Here is a 14,400-nt window from a genome sequence, read left to right as displayed (position 1 = left end):
TTCCCCCTGGCCAGTCCCGGGCATGGTCAGCCGATTGTCTCGTCGAAGCGCTCGCGCCTACCGGGCCGGCGCGCGTCGTTTGCCGCCAGCTTCTCGTACAGATCCTCGAGCGTGGCGATCATTCGCGTACTGGAGAACTCGGTCCGGACCCGCTCGCGGCCGGCCGCGCCCAGGCGCATGCGGGTATCCGGGTCGGCCAGCAGACCGAGCACCGCGGCGGCGAGCGCCGCGGTGTCGCCGGGCGCGACCAGCACGCCTTCCACCCCATCGCGCACCGCGTCCGGGATGCCGCCGACCGCCGTGGCGACGACCGGGACGCCATGCGCCATCGCCTCCAGCAAGCTCATCGGCAAGCCTTCGGCGTGCGACGGCAGCACGAACACGGTCGCCGCGTCGAGCAAGGCCGCGCGTGCGTGCGCATCGACCCAGCCGGGCAGGTCGACGCTGGCCTGCAGTCCGAGGGCGGCGACGAGCGCGCGCACCTCGTCGCGCTGCCCGTCGCCGCACAGCAGCAGCCGCGCCTGCGGCACGGCCGCGACGATCGCGGGCATCGCGTGCAGCAGGTCGTGGCAGCCCTTTCCTGCCTCGAGATGGCCGAGGAAGACCAGGGTCGCCGGCGCGCGCCCGCCCGCCTCCGCTCCCTGGCGTTGCGGCAGCAGCACCGGGTTGTGCAGGACCACCACGCGCCGCTGGGACGAGACGGAGCGCACCCAGTCCTGCAGTGCGCCCGAGACGACGACGACGGCCTGCGCGCGGTCGAAGGCGAAGCGCATCAGCAGGCGGGCCAGCGGGCCGCACCCGCTGCGGTAGTAATCCGGGTAGCGCCCCGCGTGCAGGTGCAGCGCGACCGGCACGCGGCACACGTAACCCAGCAGGAAGAAGACATACTTGCGCCAGAAGCTGGTGTTGATGGCCACGTGGATGTGCAGCAGCGCGACCTCGCCCCTGGCCAGGAGGCGCAGCAGGGCCAGCAGGGCCAGCGCGAACAGCTGGATCTTGGCCCGCCCCGGCCCGGTGCGATGGGTCGGAAGGTAGACGATATCGCCCCGTGCGAGCAGCCCCGCGGCCCGGTACACCGCGATGACCGAGGCGATGCCGCCGCAGCCATCGACATGGGTTCCGAGCATCACGATTTTCTTTTCATGGTTCATGGCTGTCGCTCCAGGCATGGGTGCGCCGTCGTTTCACAGGAAGTGGGAAGCCAGCAGGATCACGCCGAACAGCGTCAGGAGCACCGTCTTGGCGCGCCGCGTCTCGCGCTCCATGGCGGCGTCGCGCTCGCTCGCCGCGCCTGGCGCCGGGCGTACGGGGGCCGGCGTCTCTGCCTCGTCCCACAGCAATGGCAGTTGCTCGGGCGGGCTGCTGCGCTCCCGTTCGGACCGGGGGCGGCCGACATCTAGGACGTCCATGATCGCCTCCAGGACGACATGCGCTGCCTTGCCTGGCGCCCCCGCCCGCGCACCAGGGTGCGGGCATAGGTCGGCAGGCTCGCCACGACCGAGGCCAGCGAGCGGTACACGACGATGCGGTCGAAGTCGCGCAGCTGCCCGAGCAACCTGCGCTTGTAGTCATAGCGGCCGGAGAGCAGGTGGTACTCGCGCATCCCGCGCCGGATCGACTCGCAGATGCTCATGAAGCAGCACAGCAGGCCGAGCCGTGCCTGGTCGAATTCGGGATCGTGCGCGATCACGTGCATGTAGGCATGCCGGCCCACATGGGTACACGCCACGCCGGCGCGGATGCGCCCGCCGCTCCGGGCGAGCAGCATGCATCCATACGCGCCAAGCATGCTCTCCAGCGTGGCCAGCGAGTCCGCCGTGTGGCTCGGAGACTGTCCCTTGTGCCTCAGGCGCAGGCAGTTGAGCTCGACCAGGGCGGCGACATCGGCCGGGTCGATGGTGTCGGGGCCATGGAAGGAAAACGCCAGGTCGGGCGCCTGCCGCGCGAGCATTCGCTGGGCGCGCCGGATCGCCACGCGGGTATTCGGCCCAAGGCTGGCGAGATAGGTTTCTGGCGTGCCCTGCAGCGAGATCACCAGGTCTTCGGTGGCGCCGTAGCGCTGGCATGGAAACGGCATACGCCGGCGCGGCGCCTGCACGGCCGGGAAATGGATCAGGTGGACGCCCTGGTGCCGCGAGAACAGGCAGCGCACCATCTGCTCGAGCGCGCCGCCGTCGATGGCGAACTGCTCGCTCAAGACCGTGATCGCGCGCCCCTCGCGACGATACAGCACGCCCATGACGGGGATGCCGTCGCGCTGCGCGACATAGCACGCCACCTCGGCGTCGGCCGGGAGCGCCGCGCAGCGCGCCTCCGTGCAGAACACGTTCTCGTAGCACTGCTCGAGCAAGGCGCCCAGCGACGGCGGAAAGGGGCGTCCCACGAGCACGGCGTCGTGCCGTGCCGCGCCGCTTGCCAGGTCGAGTCGATCGTCGAGTCGATCATTCATTATTCCACCATGTGGTCTTGAAACGAAGCCGGGCCGCAGCGCGCCCACGCTCGTGGTCCGCAGCCCGTCAGGCATCCGTATCGCCCCCATCGCGCCGGAAGCACGGCTTGCCCGCTTCCCCGGCCAGCCGGAGGCGCAGGCGCCGCAGGCGCTTCCGGGCGTGGCGCAGCGCGGCGAGCGAATGGCCCAGGAGCCGGCCGCCCGCACCGCCCCGCGCCTGCACCTCCTCCATGAGCAGCTTCAGATCGTGCAACCGGGAGCGTGCCGCATTGCGCAACAAGGGACGCCAACAGGCGAGCGCGGCCGCTCGGGAGCGGTAGATCGTCACGCTGCTGAGCGTCTTGCGGCGTGCCAGGAAATGGGACTTCCAGTCGTGGTGGCCTCCCATCATCCACAGCTCGCGGCCGCCGAGGGTGATGGCATGGAAGATGACGTGCAGGGTCACCTGCCGGCCCGGCCGAAAGGCGTCGAAGCGTGGGTCGTGGCCGACCAGGTACAGGAAGTGGCGCGCACCGACCTTGAAGCAGAGGCTTGCCGCCACGATGGTTTCTTCGATCAGCATGAGGCCGAGGTAGCCGTGGCTGCGCGCCAGCCGCGCCATGCGGTCGATGTCGGCATTGACGACGTATCGCTCGGCACTGCGCGCATCCATTCGCTGGTCGGTCAGGCGGACCAGTTCGCGCACATGGCGCGGCGTGATCTGGTGCGTCGACAACACCTCGAAACGACACGAAGGAAATTGCGCGGCGCACTTGCGCATGCTGCGCCGCATCAGCTCCCTGGTGCTCTTGCCCAATTGCCGCATATACGCGTCCGCGCTGGGCGGAAGGTCGACCACGTTTTCTTCGAGCTGGGGCCGGACCTGGATGGGGAAGGCGAATCCGGACGCAGCGACCTGCGTGTCGAGTGCGTAGCCCTCGATGCGCCTCGCCGCCGGGTAGCGGGAAAATACGTTGGCTGCGAAGCAAGCCAGGTCGCCCTCGCTCAGGGCGACCTGCTGGTTGAGGATGCGGACCGTGTCGCGATCGATCCGGAACAGGATCAGCAGGACGATGTCATGCTCGTCGGCGGCGGCGAAGGTGTGGACGCCGTCGAGCGGCTCATAAATGCCGATCCGGGTCAGGGTGCAATAGATGTTTGCATAGAGACGCTCGAGGGCTGCCTCTGCAAAGTCTGGAATGGCGCCCTCATAAAAGCGGCTGGAAACAATGTGCTTGTCTTGGTGGGATGAAAATGGCGGATTTCCTTCTGGCCAGAAATCATCTGAAATCGCGGCTGAAATTGTCGCTGAATTCGCAGGAGCGGTGGTGTGTTCAATGACCATTTGATGACCACCCTCCGCATAAAATGAATTCACATTCAAATTCTATTTTTTTGCGATCAGTCTGGCGTGATCAATATCAAACCATGCATGAGCAATAAACTTTTATCACTGCCGAGGTTGGTTTTACCTTTCCCAGTAGATTCACATCGACGAGATCATCGAATCGCGCCCTCGCCGCCTCTAGCGAAGGAAAACAAGACTTTTTCACGAAGGCTTTTGATTCCAACTATAGCCATGCGTCGATTTTCCATAATATTTAATATAATCATTTCACACGCGTATATTTTACGGCTGGCATGATGATAAGCAAGCTGATCGCTATCTTGATTCCACCAATGCGCCGGTTGGCGATGCCGTCGCGCCATTTGCGGCAGGCGTACGCGTGCATGTGCAGGGTGGCGAATGCGTTGACCCGATGGCATCCTCGCCAGGCGGCATCTGCGGGGTCGGCGCGCAGCCGCGCCAGCGGCCATGAAAAAAGCCGCCGCATTCCCATGCGGCGGCTTGTGCTCCGAAGTCGAGCTTAGCGTGCGATGGCAGGCGCCAGAGGCTGGCGTGGGGTACCGCCGCCACCGATGCTGGTCGCGCTATTGTTGTCGACCACGCTCAGGGCCTTCATGATGCGCTGGATGTCACGCACCCAGGCGGTGTTGCCCTGGACCTTCTGGTTCATGTCGAAGCCCCAGTCGCGCTTGAACTCGGCGCGTTTCGAACCGTCCGGACCGTCTTCGGCGCTGAAGTCGAAACCGGCCGCGTAGGTGTCGTCGACGATGTACGCGCCGTAGTTCTGCAGCGTCCACGCCAGTTGCTTGGCCGGCATGGTTTCCAGGCCCAGCGAGGCGATCGACGTGCTGCCCGGAATCGCCAGCAACGCGCCCATCTTCATGGCGGCGGGGGCGTTCTTGCCAGCGCTGCCGTACCAGCCGACCGCATAGCTGTCCGAGGTCGTCGCCGGCCAGCGCGAGCAGGCGCTGCGCGTCGGGCACTTGTACAGCGCTTCCTTGGCGTACACATTGACCTTCAGCGCATGACGCGGGCCGGTCGTGGTGCCTGGACGCAGCTCACCAAGGCGAATGCTGCCGCCGATGGCCGACAGGCCCGAGCCACCGTGCGCACCGGTGATGCCCGCGCCATACAGGTCGACATTGGCGAACTTGGCATAGGCCGTGGCCGGTCCTCCCGCGGTGCAGCGCGCCACTGGCTGGGTCTGCACCAGCGTGCGGCCATCCTTCAGCAGGAACACGGCCGAGCTGTTCTTGTTGCTGTTGGGAATGATGTAGTTGCTTGGCATCGGCACTTGGTACATCAGGCCGCCCGTCGCGGAGCAACGATTCTTGCCGGTCCAGGCGGCATTGCTGTAATTGATATTGACCAGCGGCGCGGTCGGCTTGAGGATGAGTTTCTCATCGTCGATGCCGGGCATGGCGGCCCAGATGTTGTTGCCCGGGTTCGGATTCAGGTTGGCGCGCACGAAGCGTGCCCCGCTACCGATCGGCATGTTCCAGATGCTGTTGCTTGCAAACGGTTGCTTGAGGGGATTGCGCGTACCTGAGGCGACCACGGTTGCCAGCGACTTGTTTCCACTGGGAACGTCGGTCGTACCCGCGGAGGTGGCGTCGGCGAACTGTCCATCCGGCGCGGCGTCGGTGACGGGCGCATCCGCCGTGTTGGTGGCGGCGCTGTCGGGAGCATAATCGGCAGGGCGAACTGCCGTTTCTACTTCTGCCAGGGAAACACTGGTCGGGTCAATCGAGGCAGAATCCCCACCACCACATGCGGCTAGTGCGGCAAACACAGGAGCAAGCACCATGAGTTTGGCTTTCGGATGGAGTCGAGTGGAATTGATCACAGAATCTTTCCTTACATAATGATGGAATGAGGTCATTGGAGGATTCCAATGGCCAATGAGTTCCATCAATCAAGGAAAATATTTTCTGCTGGCTATTTCATCAACTCAAATAAACAAAGATTATTCCCATTAAGAAATTGAACCAAGGGTAAAAATACGGAACAGATATTGATCGTTATGCGCGGGGAAACAAAGTTACCAACCGACATACTTTAGCCAGTACAGCATATAGACAGTGAATGACGGCCGAATTCGTCACCAATTGATGGCGAGATAGCGAACAACGAGGGGAAAGACGTCGGCCGATCGATGGCATGCCACCAATCGGCCGAATGTCGAATGATTGATCAGATCGAGATGATTGCTACACGTGAATCGACACACGCTGCAGATCGTCGCCTTGTCACGCTGGCGATCGCGCGCGACGGTCGAGCATGCACGTGCGCGCTCGCCGCTTCATGCGTCCGGCAGCCCGGCGCGCAGGGACGCCGGCAATGGCGCCGACTTGCCGAGCTTGAAATCGACCCAGACCACCTTGGCCACGCCGTCGGCATGCAGGTCGCCCGGTTCGCCGTCCGCCCCGACCAGGCGAATCTCGTGCGACACCTCGACGCTCGAGCGTCCCGGCGGCGCCACGAAGGTGCGCACCTCGATGTCGCCAGGATAGGTCAATTGCTTGAGGAAATTCATCGAGGCATTGACGATCACCGGCCCTTCGTCGCGCGAATCCGGCAGGCCGCCCACCTGTTCCAGCCAGGCGATGCGGGCCGACTCGATGTAGCGGAAATAATTCGTGTTATTGACATGCCCCATGGCGTCCATATCGCCCCAGCGAATCGGCATACGCATGGTGTGAACCAACTTCTTGCTGCTCATTCCCGTCCCTGCTTCCCAAAAGATTACTGCGCGGTCATCCCGTCATCGGCCGTGATGATGGCGCCATTGATGAAATGGGCTTCTTCCGCCGCCAGCAGCAGCAGCAGCCCGTCGAGGTCTTCCGGCTTGCCCGGCCGCTTGCGCGGCAACATCTCGATCAGCTTGCGGCCTGGCTCGGTGTCGAAATAACTCTCGTTCGAATCGGTGGCGATGTAGCCGGGACAGATCGCATTGACGTTGATCCCGTATTTGCCCCACTCCACCGCCATCGCCTTGGTCATCTGTACCACGCCGGCCTTGCTCATGCAATACACGCCGATGCGCGGCAACACCCGCAGGCCCGCGACCGAGGCGATATTGATGATGCGGTGCTGCTTGCGCGGGTCGCCCTTGGCGCGCGCGATCATGCGCTTGGCCGTCTGCTGGGCCATGAAGAAGGCGCCGCGCAGATTGGTGTCCATGATATAGCCATAGTCGTCTTCGCCGACATCCAGCAGACGCTGGGTGGACGAGACGCCGGAGTTGTTGACCAGGATGTCGATCGGTCCCGCCTCGGTCTCGGCGTGCGCGATCGCCGCCTTGATGCTGCCCAGGTCGGTCACGTCGAGGCGCACTACGTGCGCCGCCCCGCCGTCGGCCTCGATCTCGGCGCGCAGTTCCTTCAAGCGCTCGACCCGGCGCGACGCCAGCACGACCTGGGCCCCTGCGCCGGCCAGCGCCTTCGCGAAGCGCGCGCCGAGTCCGCTCGACGCGCCGGTGACCATCGCAATCTTTCCTTCAAAATTGACTTCGATTCCCACGTCCCGCTCCCCAATGCTGTCGTTCCGGCTAATTGCGAAAGCATAATGATCCCACAAATGTCCAGTATTAGATTGCCTCATCTAATATTGCCTTTACAATGGCCCGCAAGTTGCATTCAACCGTAAAAACACGCACACTCGTGCTATTTTTAAGATTGCCTCATTGAGAGCACACCGACAACCATGACAGAGACAACCAACCTCCTCGAACAATACGGACCGCGCGAAGCCATGGAATACGACGTGGTGGTCGTCGGCGGCGGCCCTGCCGGCCTGTCCGCGGCGATCCGGCTCAAGCAGCTGGCGGCCGAAAAAGGCCAGGAAGTATCGGTCTGCGTATTGGAGAAAGGCGGCGAGCTGGGTGCCCACATCCTGTCGGGCGCGGTGATGGACCCGCGTGCGCTGAACGAACTGATTCCTGACTGGAAGGAAAAAGGCGCGCCGCTGAACACGCAGGTCACGGAAGACCGCGTCATGTTCCTGACCGAGACCCGCTCGTTCTCGACGCCCGTGTTCGCCATTCCGCCGGCGCTGAAAAACCACGGCAACTACATCGTCTCGCTCGCCAACGTCGTGCGCTGGCTGGGCCAGCAGGCCGAAAGCCTGGGCGTGGAAATCTTCCCGGGCTTTCCGGCCGCCGAGATCCTGTACCACGAGGATGGCTCGGTCAAGGGGGTGGCCACCGGCAATATGGGCGTCAACCGCGACGGCGAGCCGGGCGCGGACTTCCAGCTCGGCATGGAGCTGCATGCCAAGTACACCTTCTTTGCCGAAGGTTCGCGTGGCCACCTCGGCCGCCAGCTGATGGCGAAGTACGACCTGAACAAGGGCAAGGATCCGCAGACCTATGGCATCGGCATCAAGGAGCTGTGGGAAATCGACCCGGCCAAGCACCAGCCGGGCCTGGTGATTCATACGGCCGGCTGGCCGCTGCCGAACGACACCTATGGCGGCTCGTTCCTGTACCACCTGGAAAACAACCTGGTCGCGGTCGGCTATGTGGTGGGACTGGGTTACCAGAACCCCTACCTGTCGCCGTACGAGGAATTCCAGCGTTATAAAACCCACCCGGACATCCGCGGCTTCTTCGAAGGCGGCAAGCGCATCTCGTATGGCGCGCGCGCCATCACCGCGGGCGGTTTGCAATCGCTGCCGAAGACGGTGTTCCCGGGCGGCGTTCTCATCGGCTGCGACGCCGGCTTCCTGAACACCAGCCGCATCAAGGGCAGCCACGCCGCGCTCAAGACCGGCATGCTGGCCGCCGAGGCCGCCTTCGCGGCGCTGGGCGAAGGCCGTGCGGCGGACGAATTGACCGCCTTCCCGGCCGCCTTCGAACAATCGTGGCTGCACGAAGAGCTGCACATCGCGCGCAACTTCAAGCCATGGATGAGCAAGGGTCTGGTCCTGGGCACGATCATGACCGGCATCGATCAGATCGTGTTCCGCGGCAAGGCGCCATGGACCCTGCACCACCACCATGCCGACCATGAAGCCTTGCGCCCGGCGTCGCACTACAAGCCGATCGCCTATCCCAAGCCGGACGGCAAGCTGACCTTCGACAAGCTGTCGTCGGTGTTCATCTCGAACACCAACCACCGCGAGGACGAGCCGATCCACCTGACGCTCAAGAATCCGAGCGTGCCGGTCGATGTCAACCTGGCCAGGTATGCCGGCCCGGAACAGCGTTACTGTCCGGCCGGGGTGTACGAATTCGTCAAGCGCGAGGACGGCGGCGACCGGTTGCAGATCAATGCCCAGAACTGCGTGCACTGCAAGACCTGCGACATCAAGGATCCGACCCAGAACATCGTCTGGGTCACGCCGGAAGGTGGCGGCGGCCCCAACTATCCGAACATGTAGGGAGCATCCATGGCGACCGGCATGCCGCACACCCGAATGCATGCCGTAGCGGCCGCCTGCCTGCTCGCCGCCGCGTTCACTTGCCCGCCCAGCCTGGCCCAGGACGGCACTGGGCCGGCGCCCGCTGCACAAGTGCAATTACGCACCGCCGTCCTGCTCAGCCACGCGATGGCGGTCGAGCCGAACATCACCTACCTGCATGCGAGCGGACAGGCGCTCAAGCTCGATGTCTACCGCCCCGCGCGACGTCCCACGCAAGAGAGCACGGCCCGCCTGCCGGTGGTGCTGCACTTCCACGGCGGCGGCTGGGTGGCGGGCAACCGCGAAAGCCGCGCGCTGGCCGCCCTTCCCTATCTGCAGATGGGATTTGCCTTCGTCAACGTGCAATACCGCCTGGCCAATGCGGCGCTGGCCCCGGCCGCCGTCGAAGACGCACTGTGCGCGCTGCAATGGGTCGGCCTCAATGCCGAGCAATACCGCTTCGACCTGGAGCGGGTGGTCACCACCGGCGATTCGGCCGGCGGCCACCTGGCGCTGGCCACGGCCATGATTCCCGGCGATTCGCCCTTCGCCAATCAATGCGCGTTCAACGAAGAGAGCTGGAGCGGCCCATACCGGAACGCCGCGCCGAAGGTGAAGGCCGTCGTCAACTGGTATGGCATCACCGATGTGGCCGACATGCTGCAGGGTCCCCATATCCGCTCGTATGCGGTGGGCTGGTTCGGCAGCCTGCCGCAGCGCGCCGCGCTGGCCAGGGAGTTGTCGCCGCTGAGCCATGTGCGCCGCGGCGGGCCGGCGGTGTTCACGATCCATGGCGACGCCGACAAGCTGGTGCCGTATGCCCACGGCGTGCGCCTGAAAAGCGCGCTCGACAAAATGGGCGTGAGCAACGTGCTGCATACGGTCGAGGGCGGCGGCCATGGCGGTTTCAGCCCCGAACAGCAGGTCGTCATCTTCGACGGGATCCAGTCCTTCCTGCGCCAGCAAGGCATCATTCCGGCGTTGCGCTGACCCCTCGTCATACTGCTGACTTTGTCTGATAAATCCTACGACGTCGCCATCAATCCGCTGATTGGCGGGGTCCGCCATCGGCGTAGCATGGGTCTTCCACGCACCAGTGCCAGGAGTCGAACATGGGTGAAAACAAAGGACATGGCGATAAGGCGCCAAGCTATCCCGAGCTGGACGAGATGGGATCGGCAGCGAGCCGCGCCGGCTCGAGCGCCGGCAATCAGCAGCGCGCTGAGAGCGAGCAGGACGCCGGCCTGCGGCAAGACGGCAATCTCCAGGGCAGTCAGCGGCAAGCCGGCGCCAGCCATCAAAGCGCTGGCGGACAACGGCAGGGCCAGCAGAAGGGGGGCCAGCATGCGTCGGGTGGAATCCCGGCATCCGACGACCTGAACGGCGAGCAGGACAAGGCCCGTTGACGTGGCACCGACCACGCGTGGCGCGGTCCGCGATGCGGGCCGCGCCTGTTGCCGTGTGCTGTTACGGTGCGCCTGGCGCGCGCGTGGCGCTGCTGGCGTCGACGCCAAGCCACTTGAGAGACAGCCGGCGCAGTGTGCCGTCGGCGCGCGCGTCGTCGAGTATCTTGTCGACCGCCGCCTTGAGTTGCGGATTGCCCTTGCGAATTGCGACGCCGATGCGCGCCTCTTCGCCCACCTGCGGACCGGCCTTGATCGGCAACGCCGAATGCTTCAGCAGATAACCCACCATCAGGCTGCCGTCGAGCGAGGCGTCGATACGGCCGAAGGCGAGGTCTTGCAGGTTCTCGGGCACGGCCGGGTAACGCTTGACCTCGATCCCCTTCACTCCCCTGGCCCGCTGCTCGAACACGCTGCCCGCGCGCACCCCCAGCTTGCGGCCCTTGAGGTCGTCCAGGCTGCGGTAGGTGGCGCGCTCGTTCTTGCGCACGATGAGCTGGAAGCGCGAATAGGTGTAGGGAACCGAAAAGTCGAAGGCCCGCTCGCGCTCGGGCGTGATGATCACCTGGCTGATGGCGGCGTCGACCTTGCCCGAGGACACCGCCGGCAGGATCGCGCTCCATTCGGTGAGCACGAACTGCGGCGCGAGTTTCAGCCCGGCGGCGACCAGGCGCCCGACTTCGACGTCGTAGCCGGTCAGCTGGCCGCTGTTCGGATCCTTGAAACTAAAGGGCGGATACGTGCCCTCGACGGCGATGCGCAGGGTGCCGCGGGCCTTCGCCCCGCTCATCAGGTCGGCGGCACGCGCCGCCGGCGGCAGCAGAACCGTGACCAATGCCGCCGCCACGAATCGGCGCCGCCGTTCCTTGCGCCGTTGCTCCTTCATTGCCTCGTCCATCGACTCCGACCCTGTACAGCCGTCAATGGCACTTTATAACCGAAAAACAGGCTCGGTGACTAGCCGCGCAGGTCGATTCGCTTCTGCTCACGCGCCGAACGGTACACAGCCTCGATGATGCGGATATCGCGCAAGCCTTCCTCGCCCGGCACGATGGTCTCGCGGTTTTCCTTCACGCATTGCGCCATATGGTCGAGCTGGCCGACCCACTGGTTGGCAGTCGGTCCCGGCGCTGGCGTGACCAGGGTCTTGTCGCTGCGCTCGGCGCCGACCCACATGCGCTGGCCGCTGTAGGCGGTAGCGGGTTCCAGTTCAATCCGTCCCTTGTCGCCCATCAGCACGAACTGGTTACGGTTGGCGCTGTACATCGACATGCACGAACCGATGACGCCGGACGGGAATTCGAGCTGGAAATCGATCATGTCTTCGACCTCGCGAAAGCGCGGGTCGCTGCGATCGGTGGTTTCCTTGGCAAATACGGCCACCGGCTCCTCGCCGGTCATGTAGCGCGCCGCCTGCAGCGCGTAGATGCCGATGTCCATCAGCGAGCCGCCGCCCGATTGCGCCTTCTTCATGCGCCAGGCGTTCGGGTCGCGCGCGACGAAACCGTGTTCGGAGCGGAAGTAGCGCAGTTTGCCGATGGCGCCGCTACGCGCCAGGCGGATCGCCTCGACGTTGTGCGGCTCGAAGCGCGAGCGATAGCCCAGCATCAGCTTTTTGCCGGCCTTGCGGCAGGCGGCAATCATCCGTTCGCATTCGGCCACGCTCAGCGCCATCGGCTTTTCGCACATCACGTGCTTGCCGGCCTGGGCGGCGCGGATCGTGTATTCGGCATGCATGAAGACCGGCAGGCAGATATAGACGATGTCGATGTCGGGATTGTCGCGGATGCCGTCATAGTTCTGGTAATCGTAGATGCCGCGCTCGGGCACGCCATATTCGAGCGCCACCTTCTTCGCCTTGGCCGGATCGCCGCTGACCAGCGCCACCAGGCGGCTGTGCCGGCATTCCTTGAACTGGGGGATGATGCGTCCCAGCCCATAACCGCCCAGGCCAACGACCGCATAACCCAGCTTGCGTTCGGGATTGGCCCAGGCCGGCATGCCCACCGCGCCGGCCGCCAGCACACCACCTGCGGCCATGACCAGGCCGCGCCGATTCAGGTCGATCATTCAGGTCTCCTTGCAGAATGTGTCGTTCGAATACCGTGCCGGTCGCGCGGCGCGGCGGGTTACCATTGCTTCCTTAGAACCTATCCCGGTAGGTGGGAGGAAGTTCATGTCGATGCATGGCGGGCGTGAGCAAGGCGCGAGGAGGCCGCATGGCGAGCCATGCAACGACGAGCAACGCAGCGCACGCTTGCCAGGCGCGGCAGGAACAACTCTCACCTACCGGGATAGGTTCTTAGTAAGGATACAATTGATTCGATTGAAATGGTAGCGTTAACACAGCGCGAGCCATCCCAAGCATTCACCAGGAGACCTATTGATGACCCGATCCCGTCCATTGCGCCGCATCCACCCCCTTCGCGTCCTGCTCGCGACTGGCCTCGCCGTCGCCCTGCCCGCCGCCGCCATGGCCGCCAGCTGCAGCGGCAGGCCGCCGGCGGGCGAACTGAAGGCCGAACGGATCGCCGCGATCAAGCCGTCGCGCAGCGAGCCCGGCCTGTACGAGGGACCGGTATGGATCAAGGATGCGCTGTACTTCTCGGACTTCGGCTTCAGCGAAGGGTTTCCTTCGCGCGTGCGCAAGTTCTCGCCCGACGGCGCGGTGAGCACGGCGCTCGAGGATGCCGGCAGCAACGGGCTGGCCGTCGACGCCAGCGGCGCCCTGGTCGCCGCGACCCACAAGTACAAGGCCATGTCGCGCTATGACATCGCGACCGGACAACGCACCGAGGTCGCCGCGCGCTACCAGGGCCGGGTCTTCAATTCGCCGAACGACATCGCGATCGCGGCCGATGGCGCCATCTACTTCACCGACCCGGATTACCAGAAGGCCGCGGCGCCCGGCGGCCAGCCGGTGACCGGCATCTACCGCATCGCACCCGACGGCGCCGTCACGCTGGTGGACGGCACGCGCAAGAATCCGAACGGCATCGCGCTGTCGCTGAACGGCGACACCCTGTACGTGAACGCGAGCGACGGCGCGGTGCGCGCCTACCCGATCAGGGACGGCGTGCCGCAGCCAGGCCACGATGTGATTCGTGGCATCGACAACGGCGACGGCATGACGCTCGACTGCCATGGCAACCTGTACGTGACCGAGCATGGACCGAAGCGCGTGCGCGTGTTCACGCCGCAGGGCCGCGAGCTGGCGACGATCCGGACCGACGCCAACGTCACCAACGTGGCCTTCGGCGGAGCCGACGGCAAGACCCTGTACATCACCGGCGCCGGCGCCGTGTGGCAGGTGCGGCTGGACGTGACCGGCCTGCCGTACTGATTACCAGGCGCGGCGGCCGGCGGCGCCGAAATGGTGGCCGGTCACCAGCGTCGTGCTCTGCACCAGCGTCGACAGGCCGAGGATCAGCTGCACCAGCGTGTCGTCCGGCAGCACCCAGATCTGTCCGCGCGGCTGCTCGGCACGGGTGGCGGCCATGATCAGCGGCGCGATCCACGCGGCGTCGTCGTCGACGTCGAGCACGATCGCGTCTTCGGTCGTCTGCATGTGCACGGTGCCGCCTTCGGCCAGCGTGAAGCAGATGCCGACGCCGGTCTCTTGCGGCCGGATCAGCTCCTGCATGGCGGCGTTGTGTTCGTCGATCCAGAGTTCGACGTCCTGCGGCGTCTCGAGATGCGTCCAGGGGCGGGGTTTGAAACGGGGTTGGTCGGACGAGAGAGTCATGTGCTGCGCGCTTGAAGAAACGGTCCCTATCTTAAGTGATTTCGGGCGGGCGCGCCCGGCCCTGGCAGCGCTT

At 64.9% G+C, this 14,400-nt stretch carries 15 protein-coding genes; 4 read left to right on the top strand and 11 right to left on the bottom strand.

Features of this window, described 5'->3' with window-relative positions; translation table 11 throughout:
• Window positions 1-26: 26 nt before the first annotated feature.
• The 8 genes from ACZ9AQ_RS04265 to ACZ9AQ_RS04230 form a co-directional block, all read right to left on the bottom strand.
• Complete coding sequence (locus ACZ9AQ_RS04265; protein ID WP_429202564.1) at window positions 27-1,151, bottom strand: glycosyltransferase family 4 protein; 1,125 nt, start codon at window positions 1,149-1,151, stop codon at window positions 27-29.
• Between the two features lie 33 nt (window positions 1,152-1,184).
• Complete coding sequence (locus tag ACZ9AQ_RS04260; RefSeq protein WP_429202566.1) at window positions 1,185-1,409, bottom strand: hypothetical protein; 225 nt, start codon at window positions 1,407-1,409, stop codon at window positions 1,185-1,187.
• Window positions 1,397-2,449, bottom strand: a complete 1,053-nt coding sequence (locus tag ACZ9AQ_RS04255; RefSeq protein ID WP_429202568.1) for a GNAT family N-acetyltransferase — start codon at window positions 2,447-2,449, stop codon at window positions 1,397-1,399. The genes ACZ9AQ_RS04260 and ACZ9AQ_RS04255 overlap by 13 nt, the downstream gene beginning before the upstream one ends.
• A 67-nt stretch (window positions 2,450-2,516) precedes the next feature.
• The gene (locus ACZ9AQ_RS04250; RefSeq protein WP_476108116.1) at window positions 2,517-3,773 is read right to left on the bottom strand and encodes a GNAT family N-acetyltransferase; all 1,257 of its coding nucleotides are present in this window, start codon (window positions 3,771-3,773) and stop codon (window positions 2,517-2,519) included.
• Window positions 3,774-4,038: 265 nt separating this feature from the next.
• Window positions 4,039-4,269: a hypothetical protein gene (locus ACZ9AQ_RS04245; RefSeq protein ID WP_429202571.1), complete on the bottom strand. Its 231-nt coding sequence runs from the start codon at window positions 4,267-4,269 to the stop codon at window positions 4,039-4,041.
• Window positions 4,270-4,296: 27 nt separating this feature from the next.
• Window positions 4,297-5,271 (bottom strand): hypothetical protein, encoded by a 975-nt coding sequence (locus ACZ9AQ_RS04240; RefSeq protein WP_429202573.1) that lies wholly within the window; start codon window positions 5,269-5,271, stop codon window positions 4,297-4,299.
• Between the two features lie 807 nt (window positions 5,272-6,078).
• The gene (locus ACZ9AQ_RS04235) at window positions 6,079-6,498 is read right to left on the bottom strand and encodes an acyl-CoA thioesterase (RefSeq protein WP_429202575.1); all 420 of its coding nucleotides are present in this window, start codon (window positions 6,496-6,498) and stop codon (window positions 6,079-6,081) included.
• Window positions 6,499-6,521: 23 nt separating this feature from the next.
• Window positions 6,522-7,298, bottom strand: a complete 777-nt coding sequence (locus ACZ9AQ_RS04230; RefSeq protein WP_429202577.1) for an SDR family oxidoreductase — start codon at window positions 7,296-7,298, stop codon at window positions 6,522-6,524.
• 183 nt (window positions 7,299-7,481) lie between these two features.
• On the opposite strand from ACZ9AQ_RS04230, the gene ACZ9AQ_RS04225 reads away from it, so the two are divergent.
• The 3 genes from ACZ9AQ_RS04225 (at window position 7,482) to ACZ9AQ_RS04215 (ending at window position 10,585) form a co-directional block, all read left to right on the top strand.
• Window positions 7,482-9,158, top strand: a complete 1,677-nt coding sequence (locus ACZ9AQ_RS04225; RefSeq protein ID WP_429202579.1) for an electron transfer flavoprotein-ubiquinone oxidoreductase — start codon at window positions 7,482-7,484, stop codon at window positions 9,156-9,158.
• A 21-nt stretch (window positions 9,159-9,179) separates the two neighbouring features.
• Window positions 9,180-10,169, top strand: coding sequence for an alpha/beta hydrolase fold domain-containing protein (locus ACZ9AQ_RS04220; protein ID WP_429202581.1), 990 nt, complete (start codon window positions 9,180-9,182; stop codon window positions 10,167-10,169).
• A 122-nt stretch (window positions 10,170-10,291) separates the two neighbouring features.
• Window positions 10,292-10,585 carry a hypothetical protein gene (locus tag ACZ9AQ_RS04215; protein ID WP_429202582.1) on the top strand — a complete coding sequence of 98 codons (294 nt, stop codon included), beginning with the start codon at window positions 10,292-10,294 and terminating at the stop codon, window positions 10,583-10,585.
• Between the two features lie 61 nt (window positions 10,586-10,646).
• Here ACZ9AQ_RS04215 and ACZ9AQ_RS04210 read toward each other — a convergent pair whose 3' ends face one another.
• Window positions 10,647-11,468 (bottom strand): transporter substrate-binding domain-containing protein, encoded by an 822-nt coding sequence (locus tag ACZ9AQ_RS04210; protein WP_429202584.1) that lies wholly within the window; start codon window positions 11,466-11,468, stop codon window positions 10,647-10,649.
• A gap of 71 nt (window positions 11,469-11,539) precedes the next feature.
• Window positions 11,540-12,652 (bottom strand): Gfo/Idh/MocA family protein, encoded by a 1,113-nt coding sequence (locus ACZ9AQ_RS04205; RefSeq protein ID WP_429202586.1) that lies wholly within the window; start codon window positions 12,650-12,652, stop codon window positions 11,540-11,542.
• Window positions 12,653-12,968: 316 nt separating this feature from the next.
• On the opposite strand from ACZ9AQ_RS04205, the gene ACZ9AQ_RS04200 reads away from it, so the two are divergent.
• Window positions 12,969-13,925: an SMP-30/gluconolactonase/LRE family protein gene (locus tag ACZ9AQ_RS04200; RefSeq protein ID WP_429202588.1), complete on the top strand. Its 957-nt coding sequence runs from the start codon at window positions 12,969-12,971 to the stop codon at window positions 13,923-13,925.
• Here ACZ9AQ_RS04200 and ACZ9AQ_RS04195 read toward each other — a convergent pair whose 3' ends face one another.
• Window positions 13,926-14,327 carry a hypothetical protein gene (locus tag ACZ9AQ_RS04195; RefSeq protein WP_429202589.1) on the bottom strand — a complete coding sequence of 134 codons (402 nt, stop codon included), beginning with the start codon at window positions 14,325-14,327 and terminating at the stop codon, window positions 13,926-13,928.
• Window positions 14,328-14,400: the final 73 nt, after the last annotated feature.

It is taken from the genome of Massilia sp. UYP34 (assembly GCF_056279385.1).
The sequence above is the reverse complement of the archived record's forward strand: the minus strand, read 5'-3'. Positions and strand labels throughout refer to the sequence as shown.

What these genes read in the sequence shown, in the direction of transcription:
- ACZ9AQ_RS04265 (WP_429202564.1), bottom strand. Translation starts at nt 1,151, where the DNA reads ATGAACCATGAAAAGAAAATCGTGATGCTCGGAACCCATGTCGATGGC.
- ACZ9AQ_RS04260 (WP_429202566.1), bottom strand. Translation starts at nt 1,409, where the DNA reads ATGGACGTCCTAGATGTCGGCCGCCCCCGGTCCGAACGGGAGCGCAGC.
- ACZ9AQ_RS04255 (WP_429202568.1), bottom strand. Translation starts at nt 2,449, where the DNA reads ATGAATGATCGACTCGACGATCGACTCGACCTGGCAAGCGGCGCGGCA.
- ACZ9AQ_RS04250 (WP_476108116.1), bottom strand. Translation starts at nt 3,773, where the DNA reads ATGGTCATTGAACACACCACCGCTCCTGCGAATTCAGCGACAATTTCA.
- ACZ9AQ_RS04245 (WP_429202571.1), bottom strand. Translation starts at nt 4,269, where the DNA reads ATGGGAATGCGGCGGCTTTTTTCATGGCCGCTGGCGCGGCTGCGCGCC.
- ACZ9AQ_RS04240 (WP_429202573.1), bottom strand. Translation starts at nt 5,271, where the DNA reads ATGCCGATCGGTAGCGGGGCACGCTTCGTGCGCGCCAACCTGAATCCG.
- ACZ9AQ_RS04235 (WP_429202575.1), bottom strand. Translation starts at nt 6,498, where the DNA reads ATGAGCAGCAAGAAGTTGGTTCACACCATGCGTATGCCGATTCGCTGG.
- ACZ9AQ_RS04225 (WP_429202579.1), top strand. Translation starts at nt 7,482, where the DNA reads ATGACAGAGACAACCAACCTCCTCGAACAATACGGACCGCGCGAAGCC.
- ACZ9AQ_RS04220 (WP_429202581.1), top strand. Translation starts at nt 9,180, where the DNA reads ATGCCGCACACCCGAATGCATGCCGTAGCGGCCGCCTGCCTGCTCGCC.
- ACZ9AQ_RS04215 (WP_429202582.1), top strand. Translation starts at nt 10,292, where the DNA reads ATGGGTGAAAACAAAGGACATGGCGATAAGGCGCCAAGCTATCCCGAG.
- ACZ9AQ_RS04210 (WP_429202584.1), bottom strand. Translation starts at nt 11,468, where the DNA reads ATGAAGGAGCAACGGCGCAAGGAACGGCGGCGCCGATTCGTGGCGGCG.
- ACZ9AQ_RS04205 (WP_429202586.1), bottom strand. Translation starts at nt 12,652, where the DNA reads ATGATCGACCTGAATCGGCGCGGCCTGGTCATGGCCGCAGGTGGTGTG.
- ACZ9AQ_RS04200 (WP_429202588.1), top strand. Translation starts at nt 12,969, where the DNA reads ATGACCCGATCCCGTCCATTGCGCCGCATCCACCCCCTTCGCGTCCTG.
- ACZ9AQ_RS04195 (WP_429202589.1), bottom strand. Translation starts at nt 14,327, where the DNA reads ATGACTCTCTCGTCCGACCAACCCCGTTTCAAACCCCGCCCCTGGACG.